Here is an 18,185-nt window from a genome sequence, read left to right on the forward strand (position 1 = left end):
CCCGTCAGCCTCCGATGAACGCTTCGCGGAACGCGTCGATGGCGACGCGCAGCGACAGTTGCGGTTGGTCGAGGTAGCTGACGAGCTTGCTGATCTGCGGATCGTTTTGCGCATGGGCGTCGATCCACTCGGGATCGTCGATGTCGATGTTGTGGGCGGCGTAAGTCTGCGGGTCGACGACGCTCAGCAGCGTCTTCGACGACGCGCCGTTGAAGCCGATGATCAGCCGTTCGCGCTCGGCGATGGTGCCGATGAAGATGGCGAGCTCGAAGTCGGCCTGCGCGACGAACGGCGTGATGAGTTCGAGCCAGAACGCGGCGACGAGGCTGCGGTAGAACGGATCGACCGGCAGCGGCAGCGTGAGGCCGCGCTCGATGTGCGACGAGCCGCTCTGCATCACGGGCCGCAGCAGCGAGCCGAGTGCGAGCATCGCGCCGCGCAGCCGCACCGGATGACCGCTTTCGAGCAGCATCTGCTGCAGCCCGTACAGCGATTGATGTTCGACGAAATCGTTGAACGTGCCGTCATGCGACGTGCCGGGGCCGCCGACGTCGATCGGCACCTGCGTGTCGCCGAGTGCCTGCAGCGCGCCGGGCGGCTCGTCCTTTGCGAGCAGCGCCGGCATCTGCGCGGCGACGCGCGACCACAGCCGCGCGAACGCGAGCGGGCTGCGCGCGAGGAACGCGAGCGGCCGGTCGACTTCCAGCGCAGTTGCGCCGAGGAACGGGAAGCGGCGCATCGACACGTCGTGGCTCGCGACCATGTGGCCCGCGATCGCGAGCTTGCTGCGCGAGCCGAGGAACGCGAAATGCATCGGCTTCGCATCCTCGTAGACGATCTTCCAGCGCGGATCTTCCGCGAGGAGTTCGAGCGCCTGCGCGATCCAGCGATCGAGCGTCTGCAGCAGTTGCGGATTGTGCGCGCTCTTCACGAAGTCGCCGCGCGACGGAATCTTGCCGAAGTAGGCGATCTGCGCCTGAACGGTTTGCGTCATTGCGCCCCCTGTGCATTCGTTGCGGTGGCGGCCGTGACGGCCGGTGCGGTGGCCGGCGCGCCGGCGCCGGCCTGCGTCGCGTTCTGAGCGGCGCCCGCGCTCGCGTCGGCGACCGACGACGGCAGCTGCAGCCCGCGCAGGCTTTGCTGCTGCGGCTGGTCGCCGCCGCCCGTCGGTTGCGACGTGCTGATAATGCGCATCGTCACCGATACGTTCACGCTGCCCTGCGCCCACGTCAGATCGAACGTGCCGTCCGGACGCCGCTTGCGCTGCGCCGAGTTGATCAGCTTCTCGAGCCCGTAGCGGCCCGGCTCGTTGACGAGCTGAACGGTGCGGCCGTCGAAGGTCGTCGCGGACAGCGTCGCGCCCGGCGAACCCTGCGGGTTCGGCCACACGAAGTTGGTCCACTGCGGCGGCGTGTTGCGGTAGCGCAGCTGCTGCCCGTCGATCGCGATCGTGTACTCGGTCGTGCCGGTGCTCGGCTGCGGCAGGATCTGGAACACGGTCTGCGGTTCGGCCGCCGCGGCAGCACCGCCCGCGGCGCCACCGGCGAGCGGCGCGACCCAGCGCGCGAAGCCGTTCGTGAAGTCCGGTGTCAGGCCGATGCCCATGTCGCCCCACGTGCGGGCGGCGAGCGTGTCGCCGCGGCGCACCGCGAGCGGGCCCAGCGTCGTGCCGACGAACTTCGCGATCGCGCCGTCCGGACCGAACACCTGCGCGATTTCTCCGGCGCCGGCCTCGACCTTCGCGTTCGCGGCGAACGGGTACTTGGTTGCGAGCGAGCTCTGGAACGGCTGGTAGACCTGCGCGTTCCACACCTTGTTCACTTCGGCGCTGGCCGGCTGGATCACCACCGAGAACGCCTGCATCAGCGGGCGCACCAGCAGCGGACGCAGCGACTTGCGTTGCGAATCGGTGAGGCCGGTCAGCATCTGCTCGTCGACGAACTTCAGCGAATCGGCGAGTTCCGAGCCGTTGCCGTCGAGCGTCTGCTGCATCAGCTGGCGCGCGCCGGGGCCGGGGTCGCCCTGGTTCTTGATCACGTTGAAGCGCGTGCGAACCTTCGACAGCGAATCCATGTAGCCCTTGAGCATCGACGTGCCGTCGTGCGTCGCGACGATTCGCGCGAGCCCGATGAACTCCTGGCCGATCGGACCCATCGGCACCTCGGCCGGATTGCCGTTGATGTCGATGTTCGCGGCCGCGACCTGGCCGGCCTGCGAGCGCGTGAACAGCTGCTTCACCCAGTTCACGACGCCCGTCTGCGCCTTCTTGATCGCGACGTTCGCGAGCGACGGGTTGTCCCACGACGTCTGGTCGTACGCGGTCTCGAGCACCTTGCGGATCGGCGAATCCTGCGGATCGCCGAGGCGGTTCATCCCGTCGACGGCCTGGCCGAAGCTCGTGAAGCCCTGCACCGCGATGCCCTGCATGAACTTCTGCCAGTGCTGCGCGTACTCGGTCTTGTACATGCCGACGAGCGTCTTCTGGATCTGCTCGGGGCTGCCTTCGAGCGTCAGGTCGTCCTGCGTCGACGTGTTCAGCACCCAGTCCTTCGCCTGCAGTTCCTTGGTCGCCGCGTCGCGGATCGCCGGCTGCACATAGTCGAACCACGCTTCGCGCGTGAACGTGCCGGGAATCGCGTAGCTGCCGGCGATCAGCCCCTGGTTGCCGTCGCCGACGATGCGCGCGATGGTCATCGGCGCGAAGCGGGTCGATGCGCGCGCCTTGATTTCCTCATAGACGCGCTGACGGGCCGGCATTCCGCGCACGACGCGGCGCAGGTTCTCGCGGGTCTGATCGACGAGCGCGAGGTTCGCGTCGATCATCGGCCAGTCGTTGTCGTTCACGCGCGACAGATAGAACGAGATCATCCGCTCGGCGCTCTTGATCATCTCGTCGCGCGGCATGTTGCCGCGATTCGTCTCGAGCCAGCCGCGCCAGAAGCGGGCGAGCTGGTCGGTCAGGTGCGCCTGTTCGACGTGACGCTTGTCGGACAGCATCAGGTAGGTCTTCAGCGCGTTGTACGCATCCTGCACGTTGGTCGGCGACGCGTCGCTGTAGAGGCCGCCCTGCGGCGCCGCCGGTTGTTGCGGCGCGGCCGCCGCCGCGGCCGATGCGCCTTGCGCGGCGCCGGCGAGCGGGGCGGCGCCCGGCGGGTTCGTCGACACGGGCATCGCGCCGCCCTGCACCGCGCCCGATTCGGGCGGGCGCGTCATCGGCACGAGCTGCTCGGGGTGCGCGTTCACGTCCTTCATGAACGACGCGAGGTTCTGCGAGACCGGCGCGAGCAGGATCTGGCGCACGCCGTTGTAGTACTCGGTCAGCAGGTGCTGCTCGAGCCGGTCGCCCTGATACAGGCCGAGCGACACCGACATCGGCTTGTCGCGGCGGAATTGTTCGAGCTGCTCGATCCGGTCTTCCAGGATGTCCATCGCCTGCAGGCGCGACTGCAGGTCGTTGCGGCCCTGCTGCAGGCGCGTGACGTTGTCGAGGTCGGCCTGCACGTTCGCGACGAGCTGCTGGTTGCCGATCGTCGACCACGTCCAGCCGCCGAGCGCGAGCGCAAGCGCCGCGACGAAGCCGAAGAACGTCGCATAGCGCAGCCGCGTCTTGGTCGGGCTCGCGAACTGGCGCACGGTCTGGCGGTCCGCGAAGATCACCTTCGAGAACAGGTCGCGCAGGAAGAAGCCGTTCTTCGAGAACGCACTGTGCGGTTTCGGCAGCGCGCTCGCGTCGAGGCCGAAGCGGCTCGCGATGCGCTGCGCGGCCGCGCTGTTGGTTTCGCCTTCCTGCAGCGCGCTGGTGAAGTAGAAGCCGCGGAAGATCGGCTTGTACTGGAACGGGTTGTTCTCGAACAGCGTCGCGAGGAACGCGCGCAGCGACGGCTTGATCGTCGAGAACTCGAGCGGGAAGCTCAGCTGGCCCGGCGACAGCTGGTTGCCGCGCGACAGCGACAGCTGCGCGACGCTGATCTCCTTCAGGCCTTCGTAGAGTTCCTCGAAGTGCGTATCGAACTGCGCGACGACGTCACGCTTGTCGTCGGGTTCGTAGGGCAGGGTGGCGCCCCACACGCGGTCGTACTCGTGCTTGTCGCTGCTGCTGAAGAATTCGGTGAAGCCGGTGATCAGGTCGGCCTTCGTGAACATCACGTAGACCGGCGCGAACACCTCGAGCTTTTCGGTCAGCTCCTGAACGCGCTGACGGAGGTTTTTCGCGAGGTTGATCGCGAATTCGGGGCGGTTGCCGGTGAGTTCCGCGATGCTCGCGGTGACGATGATGCCGTTGATCGGCGCCTTCGGCCGGTAGCGCTTCAGCAGGCCGAGAAAGCCGAGCCATTCGCTGCGGTCTTCCTCGTGCACCGAGTAGCGGCCGGCCGTGTCGAGCAGGATGCCTTCCGTCGTGAAGAACCAGTCGCAGTTGCGCGTGCCGCCGATGCCGTGGATCACGGCGCTGTTCTTGTCCGCGAACGGGAACTGCAGGCCGGAGTTCAGCACCGCGCTGCTCTTGCCCGCGGCCGGGTTGCCGATCACGATGTACCACGGCAGTTCGTACAGCGCGGAGCCGCCCGACACCTGGCCGATCTTCGACGTCTTGATCGTCTTCACCGCATCCGACAGGCGCGTGCGCAGCACGTCGAGGTCGGCGGTCTTCGCGTCGGGCGCGACGGCGGCCGCGGCCGGCGCGGCGATCTTGCCCGTTTCGGCCTGTTCTTCCAGCACCTGGCCGAGCTGCCGGTTCGCGCGCTTCACGCGCCAGCGGCGCCACAACGCGACGCCGAGCCACAGCACGAGGATCGCCGCGAACGCGATCGCGGCCCACAGGAGCGGCAGCTGCAGCATGTCGGCGACGATGAAGAGAATCGCCGCTAGCGCGACGATCCCGACGATCGAGAGCGTACGCGGATGAGTCAGCACGTTGAGGATGCGTTGCATAGGACGTTCAGGTTCCGGTGCGTGTTCGGTGAGGCGACGCAGGCGCGCCGAGCGGCAAGCGTCGCGCCGGGATGTGTCGCCATGCTGTCAAACAGGAAGAAGGGGCTGGCATCAGTGCGCACGCGGCATCGGAGACGGCGCGCGCAATAATGAAAGGACGCTGTGAGAATTAAAACGGAAGCGGCAGCCTGAAAAAATCGCGCAACGAAATGCCCGATCGATTGCGCCGCCCAAATCGTTTCCTGCCGGGTGAATAAAAAGCCCCATGCCGCCCTCATTATTTCTTGTCCGGCAGCCGTGTCTAGCTGCCGCGTCCCAGTTTAAAACCGGGTTTATGGTATTCCACGTGCCCGAGATCCATCATTTTCCATCGGCCTCCCCAGGTCAGGCCGACTTGCTCGGCGACCTGTCCGTACAACTGGTAGCCGCGCATCGCCCAGGGATCTTTCTCGGAAATGACCAGCTTGCCGTCGCGCAAGAACGCGTTGTCGGCCGCGAGCCCGAACTGGTGATAACTCTGGAAAGCCGCCGCATTGGTCACGTTGGTGCCCATCTGCGCGAGCCGGTTCTGTCGTTCCGGGCTCCGGTAACCTTCCAGCAGCGCCATTTCATAGCCATATTGTTCGTGCATGATCTTGTAGACCAGCAGCAAACGCGTTCGGAAATCGGGATCCAGCAGATTCCAGTCGCGGCTCGCATCTCTCAGCGCAGGCCGCACCTGTTCGACTTCCTTCGTGGCAAAGACTTCAGGCGGCAACGGCGGGGGCGGGACGAGCTGCTCGCCCTGCAGCAGCGCGGCGATCTTCTCGTCCGGCACGCGCGCCGTGTCGTCGTACTGAAACAATTGCCGACCGCGTAACGCAATGGCCACCAATGGCGGCGTCGCAAGAATACCTGCCGACACCATAATCATCAAGCGCCGCCGGATCAGTAAATTTTGCACGTCGCTTAATGCGCCGCGCGTAACGGTTGCCGATTTAACAATTTGACTGCGCGTGCGGGCGGCGCGATCGTTCGCACGGCGCGTCAGGCGGCCGTGAAACTGCGCGACGGATTCGAAAACGGTCGCGCGGATACCCGGTAAAAGCAACAGGGCTGCAACCGCGACGGCAACGGCGAAATAGGCGACGAGTGCGACGGCAATCAACGAAATCCCCGGAAATTGGAATTGATTGTGTTTTGCAATGCTTGCTCTTAGAATCAGGCTGCTTTGAGAGGCCGGGCTATATTATCGCGGTGAATTAAACCAGGATTCAATGAGACGCTGAATGAGTGCGCCGGAAAATTCAAATTCGAAAACCCCGCCGAGCCTGTTGTCCGATAGCAAACCGGCAGGCCAGGGTGGACCTCAGCAGTCGCGCATTCTCGCGAATCTGGAAGGACGCGTCACGCCGCCGGCCGAAGCGCCGCGCCGTTCGCTGAAGGCGCCGATCGCGGCCGTCGTCGCGCTCGTGGTCGCCGTCGGCGGCTGGGGCGCATGGCGCTGGCAGCAGCAGGCCGCCGAGCCGGCCGTCGTGGCCGCCGCACCCGCGCAGGCCGCCGCGAAGGCAGAGCCGGCCAGCGCCGCCACCGTGCAGGTCGCGCAGAATGCCGCGTCCGCCGCACCGGCCGCGCAACCGGCGACGATCGTCAACGACGACGCCGCATCCCGGACCGTTGCGTCCGCATCGTCCCCGTCGTCCGCGCCGGGCGCCGACGACAGCCGCCTGTCGCGTGCGCTCGCGAACGGTGCCGACGACGCGTCGGGCGCAGCCACGGCAGGCGCCGTTGCCGCGACGGCTGCGGCGGCGGCAGCGACGAAATCTGCGAAGGCCGACGCCGCGAAGGGCGACAAGGTCGCCGCACGCAGCAAGGCCGATGCAAAGGCCGATGCGAAGGCGGAAGCCCGCAAGCATCACAAGGAACAGCAGGCTGAGCTGGCCCAGGCGAAGAAGCAGCGTCGCGAAGCGGCGACGCGTACCGCGAGCGCGAAGGCAACCGGGAAGGACGATCCGGATGCGGATCTGCTGGCCGCGCTCGTCGCGCGCACGAAGCCTGCCGACAAGAAGGCCGCTGCGCAGAAGGCGCAGGCCGTGCCGACCAAGGCCGCGGCCGCGACCGGCGGTTCGCTCGCATCGCGCGTGAAGGATTGCTCGGAGCGCGGTTTCTTCGAGGACCAGCTGTGCCGCTGGCGCGTCTGCGACGGCCACTGGGGCAAGGATCCGGCATGCCCGAGCGCCGCGCAGTCGGAGACGCGCCAGTAACCGGCGTCACGCCGTCCCGCTCGCCGTACATGCGCCGCCCGAGGGGCGGCGCGTTGTTTTTCGGCGGCCGCCGACGCGCAGACGGCCGTATGTGACGGTGTCACGAGAGCGTCACACGGGTCGGGCATACGTTTCCTTTCATTTCCCGGCGTGGCGCCGCGACGCGCGGTGCGCGGCACGGTGCGCGCCGCACGACCTTCGACACGATGGACCTGATCGTACAGACTTACGGCGCCGATACGTCCGGCATGGTGTGCGGATTCCGTTTCGTCCCCGGCGGATCGGGCGCGATGCTCGACGCCGACGCGGCCGCCGCATGGCTGCGCACGTGCCGCGACGGCGATGCGACGGCATCGGACGACTTCGTCTGGCTGCACTTCAATCTCGCGCACGGCGCGAGCGAGCGCTGGATGCGCACGCACCTCGGCTTGCCGGACAGCTTCTTCGAATTCCTGCACGAAGGATCGCGCTCCACGCGCATCGAGCAGGAAGACGGCGCGCTGCGCGCGATCGTCAACGACGTGATGTTCAACCTCGAACTGACGCCATCGGAAATCGCGACGCTGTTCGTGCACGTCGAGCGGCGCATCATGGTCACCGCGCGGCTCAAGCCGCTGCGCTCGGTCGACACGCTGCGCGCCTGCGTGCGTGACGGCGAACGGTTCCGCTCGCCGGCCGAACTGCTCGTGCATCTGCTGCGCGACCAGGCCGACCTGCTGATCCAGATCATGCGGCGCACGAGCGTCGACGTCGACCGCATCGAGGATCGCTTCCTGTCGCAACGGCTCACGTCGAACCGCATCGAGCTCGGCGCGATGCGCCGCACGCTGACGCGGCTGCAACGCATGCTCGCGCCCGAGCCCGGGTCGATCTTCCGGCTGCTCGCGAAGCCGCCCGCGTGGCTGCATCCGGAGGACGTGCAGGAGCTGCGCGAATCGACCGAAGAGTTCTCGCTGGTGCTCGCCGATCTGTCGGGGCTCAACGAGCGGATCAAGCTGTTGCAGGAAGAAATCGGTTCGCGGCTCGACGAGCAGAACAACCGGACGCTGTTCACGCTGACGCTCGTGACCGTGATCGCGCTGCCGATCAACATCGTCGCGGGCTTCTTCGGGATGAACGTCGGCGGCGTGCCGTTCTCCGAGAACAAGCACGGGTTCTGGCTGATGGTGCTGCTGGTCGCCGGCTTCACCGCGCTTGCCGCGTGGTGGGCGTTCCGCCGGCGCGAGGATCGCTAGCGCCGTTCGCAAAAAAACGGGCCCCGCATGCGAGGCCCGTCGAAGGACGTGATGATTCGAACACCCGCCGGCGCCGCGACGCGCGCGGAACCGGCCGGCCGGAACGACGTTACTGGATCAGCGTCTTGCGCGGCTTGAACATGCCCTGATAGCGCAGCGACGGACGCTCCTTCACCGCCGGCGCGATACCGCCGAAGCTCGGCGTCTGACGCAGCTTCATCGCAGCCGGCGAGGCAACCGAGCCGATCGACGTCGAACGCGAAGCCGGCGCGAGGTTGTTCGCGACGAGCAGCGCGGCCTCGCTCTTCAGGTTCGCGAGCAGCACCGGATCGGTCGAGCTGTTGACCTGCGTGAGCAGGCCGCTCCACGCGGCGTCGCTGTAGTTCACGACGTAGTAGTCGAGCCCGCTCGGATCGGCGACCACGCCCGTGCAGCCGTCGATCCGCGTCTGCGTCTGCGTATCCTTCAGCGCGAGCGTCGTGTGTTTCGCGAGACCCTGGCCGTACGCGAGCGTGATCGGCACCGTCCATTGCAGGCCCGGATACGCGTTCTTGTTCGGGAACGGCTGCTGTTTCAGCGTGACGATCGTCTGGTTCTTCGTCATGTCGCACTGTGTGTCGAGCGAGATCAGCGGCACGCCCGTCTGACGCACGTAGCTGTCGCCGATCGGGCCGACCGGCTGGCCGCTCGCCTTCGACAACGCATCCCACAGGCGCTTCGGCGTGCCGTTGCCGAACGAGTAGTCGACCAGGTACTGCTGCAGACCCTTGCGCAATGTCTGTTCGCCGAGATAGTTCTCGAGCGTCTTCAGCACGTGGCCGCCCTTGTCGTACGTGAACGCGCTCGCGCTCAGCACGAAGTCGTTCGACGCCCAGTCGTTGAAGTTCGGCGCGACCGGGAATGCGTTCGGGCCGATGTCGCGGTTGATCACGCGGTACTTGTTCTTCACCTGGTCGAGCCAGCTGAACTCGTCGGGGAAGAACTGGATCGTCGTCTTCGTCTCGAAGAACGTCGCGAACGACTCGTTGAGCCACACGTTGTCCCACCAGTCGGTCGTGACGAGATCGCCGAACCACTGGTGCGCGACTTCGTGCGTCAGCACCTCGTTACCGTAACGCGACATCGGCTGGCCCGGCTGCGGCAGGATGTCGTCGGCGAACTCGAGGATCGAGCCCCAGTTCTCCATCCCGCCGAAGTTCAGGTCCTTCTGCTCCTTGAACGCGTCGTTCGCGGCGACCGTGTCGAACTTCGTCAGCGGCAGCGGGATGCCCGTGTAGCGGTAATAGTAGTCGAGCGCCTGCTTGGTGCGGTCCATCGCCGGCTTCGCCCAGTCGCTCATGCCCGGCGGCGTGAACACGCGCAGGTGCAGGCCGCCCTTGCCGCCCGGCAGCGGGCTCGTGAAGTCGTCCTCGTAGGTGTCGAACATGCCGCCGCCGAAGAACAGCAGGTACGACGGCATCGGCGGGGTCTTCTCGAACTGAACGAGCTTGTAGCCGCCGCCGACGTTCGTCGACGGCTTCTCCGCCGCGTTCGACACGACGCGCCAGTTCTGCGGCACTTCGGCCGTCACTTCATAGGTCGGGCGGAACGCCGGCTCGTCCCAGCCCGGGAACCACTGGCGCGACAGGTTGGTTTCGCCCTGCGTGAGGATCGCGCCGCTCGTCGTGCCGTCGGTGCCCTTCAGGTCGACGCGGAACACGCCTTCCGCGGCCGAGCAGCCCGGATATGGATCGTCGCCGCAGCTGCCGCCCGTCTGATTGACCGGATCGTCATACGACTTGAAGTTGATGATGCCCGACCACTCCATGTGCAGCGAGTAGTTGCCCGGCGCGATCGTGCCGGCGACGGGGCGCAGCTGGTAGAAGTCGCCCTTGTCCTGCGGCGTCGCGATCAGCTGGATGTTGCCCGGCTGCAGCGTGATGCGGCCGTTCGTGAACTTGATCCGGTGGCCGGCGACCACGATGTTGTTGACCGGCTTCAGCACCTTGATCTCGACGTCGGCGCGCCCGTCGAACGCGTTCAGCGCGTCGTTCGGACGGAACCACAGCCGGTAGTTGACCGGCACGACGGTGTCCGGCAGCTCGACCGGCGACACGCTCTTGTCGACGTTGGAGGCACTCGGCGGCGTGTTGGCGGCGGGCGACGAACTCGAATGCGGCGCGCCGGCGGAGCTGAGTGCGGAAGCCGAGCCCACGCCGCCGTCGTCGCCGCCGCACCCGGCGAGAGCGAGCGCGGCGACCAGCGGCAGATAACGCATCTTGTGAATGTTGATCGACATGACTGAAACCTCGATTGTTGAAGGAATCGTTCAGTGCTGCGAAAACGCCGGCAAAAGGAATCCCTCGCCGTTAATCAACGGCGACGAGAAATGCCAATGACGGTTTATTCGAAAAGACGGCGGCCGACTACGTGAAGGTAATCATGGTTTACTGCCCCCTCTGTGTTTCCGGATGTCGGTTAACTTGCCGGTTCAAAATGGCCGGGCGCGGGTTGTACTGAATTGATTTCGCGCGCACGACACCGGGCCGCCCGCCCTGCGCGGGCATGCATTCCGTTTGAACCGACGACCCACGGGGCTGGCCGTACCAGGCCGCAGGACGGAAGGACGGCGTGTCGCCGTTCCGTAAAATCGCCGTCATGCGGCTTGAAGGTTTGTCGGCCTGCTCGAAGGATGCGTAAATATACTTGATGGTTTTGGGTAAAGGAAACGAAAAAATTAGAAAGTGATTCGATTGCGTTTTGCGTGGGCCATTGAATGCCGGAAGGCATTAATTCGCTTTTTAGTTCAGCCTTTGTTTCCGTAGTTTTAATCTATTAACGATCTCGGCGGTGCGCTGAAACTACGAATCGGCGCGTTGCGGGTTCGGTCGGTACAATGCATCGACGCCCTGACGATCGATTCCCGCTAGGAGGCCATCGATGCCACGCAGCCTGTTCCGAATCGCGCCGCTGCGCGCCGCGCTGTTGCTGTTCGCCGCCGTGCTGCTGCTCGGCGGCTGCGCGGGCCTCGCGCGCGAACCCGTGAACGTGACCGTGGCCGGGCTCGACCCGCTCGTCGGGCAGGGGCTCGAGATGCGCTTCAGCCTGAAGCTGCGCGTGCAGAACCCGAATGACACGCCGATCGAGTACGACGGCATTTCGGTTGCGCTGGACCTGAACGGGACGCAGTTCGCGAGCGGCGTCAGCGACCGCTCCGGCGTCGTGCCGCGCTTCGGCGAGGCAGTGATCGACGTGCCCGTTTCGGTTTCGGCGTTCGCCGCCGCGCGGCAGGCGTGGAACCTGCCCGGCGCGGCGGCGAACGGCGAGCTGCCGTATGCGCTGCGCGGCCGGCTGGCGGGTGGCGTGCTCGGCAGCGTGCGGTTCAGCGACGCAGGCACGTTGCGGATGCCGACCGCGCCCGGATGGGGTGGCTGACGCTGCGAGTTGCGGAATCGCGTCGGTGCGGGAGCATGCGCCGCTGCACGCGCGTGATGAGCGCAAGGCCGCGCGCAACGGCGAACCCAGGTTCGACCTGAAGGGAAGGCGGCGAACCACGAGATGATCGGCACGAGCGAAACGTACACGAGCGCGCAAGGCCGCGTGAACGGCGGCGCGGCCGTCAAGCGCCACGCTTCGGGCGGGACACCCACGATCTCGCCCGACGGACGCGTGCGCCGGCGCGAGCGCTTGCAGCCGGTGCCGGGGCGCGCGTTTTGCCGGGGCGGGCAAAGCGCGGTATGGTGTCGTCCGCGCGGTGGGTTTCCACCGCCTGTCTGAAGCCAACCGTAGCCGAGCTCGCGTGACCGATTTCCCCGTTTTCCACTGGACCGACGCCGACGGCGCCGAACATGCCGTGCGCTGGCGCTCCGAAGCCGGCGTGCCGCCGCCCAAGCGCGCCGTACCCGCCGACGACCGCGTCAGCGCCGACGCCGCATACCGCCTCGCCTGCGAGGGCACCGCGCTCGTCTGGCAGGGCGATTTCCAGAATGCGCGTCAGCTCGTGCAGGCGATGGCGCGCCGCGTCGAACGCAAGCCGAAGAAGGCGAAGGCCGCGGCCGGCGTCGACGCGTTCAACCTGCACCGGCTCGCGCAATCGCAGCGCGCGCGCACGCTCGGGATGCTGCTGATCCCGCTCGATGCCGACTACACGATTCCGCTGCGCCGCGCGCCGGACGTGCGCGCCGCGTGCGAGGAAGCGTACGGCCCGGGCGGCGCGCCGTCGGTCGTGTCGCTGCGCGAACTGCTCGGGCTCGTCGGCGCGCACGAATGGCGCAAGAAGGGCGTGCCGATTCCGGCGCTCGGCGGCGCACCGATCCATCCGCATTACGGCGTGTTCTCGCCGGTGCGCGGCGAATACGTCGAGCTCGTCGCACGCGCGCCGCTGCCCGCGACGTCGCTCGCGTTCGACATCGGCACGGGCACCGGCGTGCTCGCGGCCGTGCTCGCGTCGCGCGGCGTCGAGCGCATCGTCGCGACCGACCAGGATCCGCGCGCGCTCGCCTGCGCGCGCGAGAACGTCGCGCGGCTCGGCCATGCCGATCGTGTCGAGGTCGTCGAAGCCGACCTGTTCCCGGCCGGCCGCGCGCCGCTCGTCGTCTGCAACCCGCCGTGGGTGCCGGCCCGTCCGAGTGCGCCGATCGAATACGCGGTCTACGATCCCGACAGCCGCATGCTGCGCGGCTTCCTCGCGGGGCTCGCCGACCACCTGGAGCCGGGCGGCGAAGGCTGGCTGATCCTGTCCGATTTCGCGGAGCACCTCGGCCTGCGCCCGCGCGACACGCTGCTGCAATGGATCGACGCAGCCGGTCTCGTCGTGCTCGGCCGCGACGACATCCGGCCCGCGCACCCGAAGTCGGCCGATGCGGACGATCCGCTGCACGCGGCGCGCCGCGCCGAGGTCACGTCGCTGTGGCGGCTCGGCGCGCGGGCCTGATCGCGCATTTTCGGTAAACTGTCGCCATTCCTCACGAATTCCCGCCGCCGGGCCGTGGTCGACCGACCGTGGCCCGGCGCCGCTGCACGATGTCCAACAAGACCTACGAAATCCGTCCGGAGCAGTCCGTCGAGCTGCTGAAGGAACTGCATATCCTGACCCGCGACGGCAAGCTGAACCAGGACAGCCGCCGCAAGCTGAAGCAGGTCTATCACCTGTTCCAGTTCATCGAGCCGCTGCTCGCGAGCGTGCAGGCCGACAAAGGCGCCGTGACGCTCGTCGATCACGGGGCCGGCAAGTCGTATCTCGGCTTCATCCTGTACGACCTCTTCTTCAAGCAGCAGCCGGGGCACGGCACGCCGGCATTCGCGTCGCACGTGTACGGGATCGAGACGCGCGAGGAACTCGTCGCGCGCTCCACCGAGCTCGCCGCGCGACTCGGGTTCGGCGGCATGTCGTTCCTGAACCTGTCGGTCGCCGATTCGATCACGTCGCCGCAGTTGCCCGAGACGGTCGACGTCGTTACCGCCCTGCATGCGTGCGACACGGCGACCGACGACGCGATCCGGTTCGCGCTCGCGAAGCGCGCGCAGCACATCGTGCTGGTGCCGTGCTGCCAGGCGGAAGTCGCGGGCGTGCTGCGCAAGAACAAGGGCAAGTCGCTCGCGAATGCGCTGACGGAAGTGTGGCGGCATCCGCTGCACACGCGCGAATTCGGCAGCCAGATCACCAACGTGCTGCGCTGCCTGCAGCTCGAGGCGCACGGCTATCAGGTGAGCGTGACGGAGCTGGTCGGCTGGGAGCATTCGATGAAGAACGAGCTGATCATCGCGCAGTACAAGAACCTGCCGCGCCGCAAGCCCGGCGAGCGGCTGAACGAGATCCTCGCGATGTTCGGGCTTGCCGAGCTGAACGAGCGCTTCTTCGTGCCGGCGCCCGCGGCGGCGTCCGGCGCGGCCGTCGAGCCGGCTGCGGACTGAGCGGAACGGGCCGGCCGAGCGGCCGAACTGATCGCGGCGACTGAGTCGACCGAACCGGCCGAACCCCGACCGAACCCCGACCGTACCCCGACCGTACCCCGACCGAACCGGCCGTGCGAGCGAGCCGACCGAACCGACCGAACCGACCGTGCGATCGCGCTGATCGAATCGACCGCGCGGAGCGGCCGAGCCGACCGAGCGGCCAATGCGTCTGTCGCGCATTACCAGGCCGCCGCGCGATGCCTCACACGTCGTCGCCCGGTCGGCGCATCCATTCGCGCCAGCCGTCGTGCCCCAGGCGGCGCAGCGTTTCCTGGTTTTTCTCGTAGATCGCGGACGCGTCCGGAAACGCGTCGACCGCGCGCGCGATGCTGTCCTCGCGCAGCAGGTGCAGGATCGGGTACGGCGCGCGGTTCGTGTAGTTCTCGATGTCGTCGGCTTCGCTGCCTTCGAACCGGTACTCGGGATGGAAGCTCGCGATCTGCAGCACGCCGTCGAGCCGCAGTTGCTGCACGAGCCGGTCGGCGAAGAACAGCGCGTCGTTGTAGTCGACGAAATCCGCGAAAACGCGCGGATAGATCACGAGCGTCGTGTCGACCTGCTGCGCATCCGCGGCCTCCAGCGTGCGCAGTTCGGTCTCGAGATCGGCGAGCGCGTCTTCCAGTGTCGTCGCTTCGCTGATCGCATAGCGCACCTGTTCCTTCACATAGACGCTCTTCGCGAACGGGCACAGATTGAGCCCGATCACCGCGCGCGCGAGCCAGTGCCGGGTGGCGGCGAGGATGTCGTCGTGCGAGTCGGGGCGGGGGTCGGTCATGGCGAAGGCTATCGGGCGGAACGGCGGCGAGGGCCGCATTGTAGCCGGCGCGCGCACGCCGGGCTTTGACATGCGCGGCCCGTCACGCGCATGCCGCTTCGATCAGCTGCGTCACCAGCGCCGGGGCGGTGCCGATCGGCGTTTCACCATGCCGGTAGGTCTGGCTGGCCGCGTAGATGCCTTCGACGACGAGCGCGAGTGCATCGGCGAGCGCCTTCGGCTGCCGCGCGCCCGCGCCTTCGCACAGCGCGACGAGCCGCTTCATCAGCTGTTCCTTGTTCTGCGCGACGCGCTCGCGCGCCGGATGCGACGCATCCGGGAATTCCGCTGCGACGTTGACGAACGGGCAGCCGCGATAGTCCTTTTGCGTCGCGCGCTCGGCGAGGTCGACGAAATACTGGATCAGCTGCGCCTTCGGCTGGCCCGGATGCTTCGCGACGCTCGAGTCGAGCCGCTCGAAGAAGCACGCGTCCATCCGCTCGAGATACGCGAGGATCAGCTCGTCCTTCGACGCGAACTGGCGGTACAGGCTCATCTTGTTGACGCCCGCGCGTTCCACGACCGCCTCGACGCCCACTGCACGCACGCCTTCCTTGTAAAACAGCTCCTCGGCGGCGCGCAGCAGGTGTTCCTGCGCGGCGGCCGCGGCGATCGGCCGGCGCGTGCGGCGTGCTGGCGGCTTGTTGGCGGCCTCGATGCCCGACATGATGACCCTCGACTGCGTGATGAATTGCTTGACATGTTACCGACTGGTCACTACGATCGCAACACACTTGTGACCGAGCGGTAACAATGCCGCCGGATCGACGGAAAAAGCCAGGTATCGGCCCGGGTCAGCCGATGCAGCGTGCGGCGGAGGTGGCCTGGTGGTGAGGCGGGGCAGGCGCGCGGGCGCCGGCCCGCAAACTGGAGAGCGACAACATGAACTGGGCAGTGACACGAATCGGCGGGCGCTTCCACTATGGATGGCTCGCGGCGGCGGTGGTTTTCCTGATCCTGCTGGCGGCGGCCGGCACGCGCGCGACGCCGAGCGTACTGATGGTGCCGCTCGAGCGCGAGCTCGGCTGGAGCCGCGCGGCGATTTCGCTGGCGATTTCGGTGAACATCGCGCTGTATGGGCTGACGGGGCCGTTCGCGGCCGCGGCGATGCAGCGTTTCGGGCTGCGGCCGACGATCCTGACCGCGCTGGTGACGATGAGCGCGGGCGTCGCGCTGTCGTCGATGATGACGCAGAGCTGGCAGATGGTGGTGATCTGGGGCCTGATGGTCGGCTGCTCGACCGGCGTCGTTGCGCTGACGCTGTCCGCGACGTTCGTCACACGCTGGTTCCATGCGCGGCGCGGCCTCGTGATGGGCATCCTGACCGCGAGCACGGCGACCGGCCAGCTCGTGTTCCTGCCGATGCTCGCGGCGATCGCGCAGCGTCATGGCTGGCGGCCCGTCGTGCTGGTCGTCGCGGTGGCGGCCGCGATCGTGATTCCGCTGGTCGCGTTCCTGCTGCCGGAGCGGCCGGCCGACGTGGAGCTGCGTCCGTACGGCGAGCCGGACGATGCGCCGGCGGCACCCGACGCGACGAAGGAGAACCCGCTCGCGGTCGCGTTCCGCACGCTGCTGACGGCGAGCCGCTCGCGCGATTTCTGGCTGCTGTTCTTCAGCTTCTTCATCTGCGGCGCGAGCACCAACGGCTATGTCGGCACGCACCTGATCGCGATGTGCAGCGACTACGGGATGACCGAAGTGCAGGGCGCGTCGCTGCTCGCGGCGATGGGCGTGTTCGACCTGTTCGGCACGACGCTGTCGGGCTGGCTGTCCGACCGCTACGACAACCGCGTGCTGCTGTTCTGGTACTACGGGCTGCGCGGGCTGTCGCTGATCTACCTGCCGCATGCGTTCGGCATCGATTTTTTCGGGCTGCCGCTGTTCGCGATGTTCTACGGGCTCGACTGGATCGCGACGGTCCCGCCGACCGTGCGGCTCGCCACCGACGTGTTCGGCAAGGCCGCGGCGCCGGTCGTGTTCGGCTGGATCGTCGCCGGCCACCAGCTCGGCGCGGCGTTCGCGGCGCTCGGCGCGGGGCTGCTGCGCGCGAGCCTCGGCACCTATACGATCGCGTCGATGATCTCGGGCGGACTGTGCATCATCGGTGCGCTGATCGTGCTGCGGATCAACCGCGGCCCGTCGCGCGCGGCCGCGCAGCCGGCCTGAGCGCGCCGCTCCCGCCAGCCTGCGCACGCGGGCGGCCGGCCGGTGCGGCCGGTCAACGCAGGATCGGTGATTTGCATTGCGCGGGACGAGCGGGCGCGTCGCGGCGCAAGCGGTTATGCTTGCGGTTCGCCGGGGCGTTCGCGCCCCTTCATCGATGTCAGCGAGGAACCGCATGTCCGTCAAACCTGCTCCCACCACTGTTTCGATTCACGAACTGATCGCGGGCCGCTGGAGCCCGCGCGCGTATTCGGACGCGCCCGTGAGCGCCGCCGATCTGCACGCGGTGCTCGAAGCCGCGCGCTGGGCGCCGTCCGCGTACAACGCGCAACCGTGGCGCTTCATCGTGTTCGACCGTACGCAAGACGAAGCAGCGTTCAAGCGCGCATTCGCGACGCTGGTCCCGTTCAACCAGGGCTGGAACGCGCCGGCGCCGGTGCTGATCGCCGTGACCGCGCACACGCTCACGCCGAAGGGCGAGCCGGCACCGACCGCGCTGTACGACGCGGGTGCGGCGGCGATGTCGCTGGTGCTGCAGGCCCATGCGCTGGGCCTTGCCGCGCATCAGATGAGCGGCTTCGACGCGAAGGCGTTCCGCGACGAATTCCAGATTCCGGCCGACGTTGCGATCCCGGCGATCATCTCGCTCGGCCACTACGGCAACGTCGACAAGCTCGATCCGGTGCTGCGCGATCGCGAAAAGGCGCCGCGCACGCGTCATCCGATTGGCGAAGTCGTCTATGCGGGCGCGTGGAAGAAGGGCTTCGACGCCGCGGCCTGATTTCGCAAGCGGACGCGCACGCGCGACGCGCGCCGTCCGCCTCCGTACCGGTTGCCGGCGCGCGGGATGCGCGCTTGAGCGAACGA

At 67.4% G+C, this 18,185-nt stretch carries 14 protein-coding genes; 8 read left to right on the forward strand and 6 right to left on the reverse strand.

Annotated elements, in window-relative coordinates; translation table 11 throughout:
• Positions 1–4 precede the first annotated feature (4 nt).
• The 3 genes from tagF to Q3A80_RS27040 all read right to left on the reverse strand — a co-directional run bounded on the left by tagF (position 5) and on the right by Q3A80_RS27040 (position 6,076).
• Positions 5–994 (reverse strand): type VI secretion system-associated protein TagF, encoded by a 990-nt coding sequence (tagF, locus tag Q3A80_RS27030; protein ID WP_446331881.1) that lies wholly within the window; start codon positions 992–994, stop codon positions 5–7.
• The gene (gene tssM / locus Q3A80_RS27035; protein WP_446331882.1) at positions 991–4,929 is read right to left on the reverse strand and encodes a type VI secretion system membrane subunit TssM; all 3,939 of its coding nucleotides are present in this window, start codon (positions 4,927–4,929) and stop codon (positions 991–993) included. The genes tagF and tssM overlap by 4 nt, the downstream gene beginning before the upstream one ends.
• Positions 4,930–5,230: 301 nt before the next feature.
• Positions 5,231–6,076, reverse strand: coding sequence for a M15 family metallopeptidase (locus Q3A80_RS27040; RefSeq protein WP_446331883.1), 846 nt, complete (start codon positions 6,074–6,076; stop codon positions 5,231–5,233).
• A 121-nt stretch (positions 6,077–6,197) separates the two neighbouring features.
• On the opposite strand from Q3A80_RS27040, the gene Q3A80_RS27045 reads away from it, so the two are divergent.
• Both Q3A80_RS27045 and Q3A80_RS27050 read left to right on the forward strand, forming a co-directional pair.
• On the forward strand, positions 6,198–7,172 hold the full coding sequence (locus tag Q3A80_RS27045) for a phage tail protein (RefSeq protein ID WP_446331884.1): 975 nt from the start codon (positions 6,198–6,200) through the stop codon (positions 7,170–7,172).
• A gap of 206 nt (positions 7,173–7,378) precedes the next feature.
• A complete protein-coding gene (locus Q3A80_RS27050) occupies positions 7,379–8,407 on the forward strand; it encodes a transporter (RefSeq protein ID WP_446331885.1) in 1,029 nt (342 codons plus the stop codon).
• Between the two features lie 109 nt (positions 8,408–8,516).
• Here Q3A80_RS27050 and Q3A80_RS27055 read toward each other — a convergent pair whose 3' ends face one another.
• Complete coding sequence (locus Q3A80_RS27055) at positions 8,517–10,685, reverse strand: M1 family metallopeptidase (RefSeq protein ID WP_446331886.1); 2,169 nt, start codon at positions 10,683–10,685, stop codon at positions 8,517–8,519.
• A gap of 641 nt (positions 10,686–11,326) precedes the next feature.
• On the opposite strand from Q3A80_RS27055, the gene Q3A80_RS27060 reads away from it, so the two are divergent.
• The 4 genes from Q3A80_RS27060 to Q3A80_RS27075 all read left to right on the forward strand — a co-directional run bounded on the left by Q3A80_RS27060 (position 11,327) and on the right by Q3A80_RS27075 (position 14,299).
• A complete protein-coding gene (locus tag Q3A80_RS27060; protein WP_446331887.1) occupies positions 11,327–11,821 on the forward strand; it encodes an LEA type 2 family protein in 495 nt (164 codons plus the stop codon).
• Positions 11,822–11,944: 123 nt separating this feature from the next.
• Positions 11,945–12,163, forward strand: a complete 219-nt coding sequence (locus Q3A80_RS27065; protein WP_446331888.1) for a DUF1508 domain-containing protein — start codon at positions 11,945–11,947, stop codon at positions 12,161–12,163.
• A gap of 22 nt (positions 12,164–12,185) precedes the next feature.
• Complete coding sequence (locus tag Q3A80_RS27070) at positions 12,186–13,319, forward strand: methyltransferase (protein ID WP_446331889.1); 1,134 nt, start codon at positions 12,186–12,188, stop codon at positions 13,317–13,319.
• 89 nt (positions 13,320–13,408) lie between these two features.
• Positions 13,409–14,299 carry a class I SAM-dependent methyltransferase gene (locus Q3A80_RS27075; protein WP_446331890.1) on the forward strand — a complete coding sequence of 297 codons (891 nt, stop codon included), beginning with the start codon at positions 13,409–13,411 and terminating at the stop codon, positions 14,297–14,299.
• A 244-nt stretch (positions 14,300–14,543) separates the two neighbouring features.
• On the opposite strand, the gene Q3A80_RS27080 is transcribed toward Q3A80_RS27075, so the two are convergent.
• On the reverse strand, positions 14,544–15,116 hold the full coding sequence (locus Q3A80_RS27080; protein WP_446331891.1) for a DUF1415 domain-containing protein: 573 nt from the start codon (positions 15,114–15,116) through the stop codon (positions 14,544–14,546).
• An 82-nt stretch (positions 15,117–15,198) separates the two neighbouring features.
• Positions 15,199–15,822 carry a TetR/AcrR family transcriptional regulator gene (locus Q3A80_RS27085; RefSeq protein ID WP_446331892.1) on the reverse strand — a complete coding sequence of 208 codons (624 nt, stop codon included), beginning with the start codon at positions 15,820–15,822 and terminating at the stop codon, positions 15,199–15,201.
• Between the two features lie 215 nt (positions 15,823–16,037).
• Between Q3A80_RS27085 and Q3A80_RS27090 the strand changes: the two genes are divergently transcribed.
• Both Q3A80_RS27090 and Q3A80_RS27095 read left to right on the forward strand, forming a co-directional pair.
• The gene (locus tag Q3A80_RS27090; protein WP_446331893.1) at positions 16,038–17,321 is read left to right on the forward strand and encodes an MFS transporter; all 1,284 of its coding nucleotides are present in this window, start codon (positions 16,038–16,040) and stop codon (positions 17,319–17,321) included.
• Between the two features lie 172 nt (positions 17,322–17,493).
• A complete protein-coding gene (locus tag Q3A80_RS27095) occupies positions 17,494–18,099 on the forward strand; it encodes a nitroreductase family protein (RefSeq protein WP_446331894.1) in 606 nt (201 codons plus the stop codon).
• The last annotated feature ends 86 nt before the right edge of the window (positions 18,100–18,185 follow it).

Source organism: Burkholderia sp. SR8, assembly GCF_052851275.1.

What these genes read in the sequence shown, in the direction of transcription:
- Q3A80_RS27085 (WP_446331892.1), bottom strand. Translation starts at nt 15,822, where the DNA reads ATGTCGGGCATCGAGGCCGCCAACAAGCCGCCAGCACGCCGCACGCGC.
- Q3A80_RS27045 (WP_446331884.1), top strand. Translation starts at nt 6,198, where the DNA reads ATGAGTGCGCCGGAAAATTCAAATTCGAAAACCCCGCCGAGCCTGTTG.
- Q3A80_RS27080 (WP_446331891.1), bottom strand. Translation starts at nt 15,116, where the DNA reads ATGACCGACCCCCGCCCCGACTCGCACGACGACATCCTCGCCGCCACC.
- Q3A80_RS27065 (WP_446331888.1), top strand. Translation starts at nt 11,945, where the DNA reads ATGATCGGCACGAGCGAAACGTACACGAGCGCGCAAGGCCGCGTGAAC.
- tagF (WP_446331881.1), bottom strand. Translation starts at nt 994, where the DNA reads ATGACGCAAACCGTTCAGGCGCAGATCGCCTACTTCGGCAAGATTCCG.
- Q3A80_RS27060 (WP_446331887.1), top strand. Translation starts at nt 11,327, where the DNA reads ATGCCACGCAGCCTGTTCCGAATCGCGCCGCTGCGCGCCGCGCTGTTG.
- Q3A80_RS27075 (WP_446331890.1), top strand. Translation starts at nt 13,409, where the DNA reads ATGTCCAACAAGACCTACGAAATCCGTCCGGAGCAGTCCGTCGAGCTG.
- tssM (WP_446331882.1), bottom strand. Translation starts at nt 4,929, where the DNA reads ATGCAACGCATCCTCAACGTGCTGACTCATCCGCGTACGCTCTCGATC.
- Q3A80_RS27095 (WP_446331894.1), top strand. Translation starts at nt 17,494, where the DNA reads ATGTCCGTCAAACCTGCTCCCACCACTGTTTCGATTCACGAACTGATC.
- Q3A80_RS27055 (WP_446331886.1), bottom strand. Translation starts at nt 10,685, where the DNA reads ATGTCGATCAACATTCACAAGATGCGTTATCTGCCGCTGGTCGCCGCG.
- Q3A80_RS27050 (WP_446331885.1), top strand. Translation starts at nt 7,379, where the DNA reads ATGGACCTGATCGTACAGACTTACGGCGCCGATACGTCCGGCATGGTG.
- Q3A80_RS27090 (WP_446331893.1), top strand. Translation starts at nt 16,038, where the DNA reads ATGAACTGGGCAGTGACACGAATCGGCGGGCGCTTCCACTATGGATGG.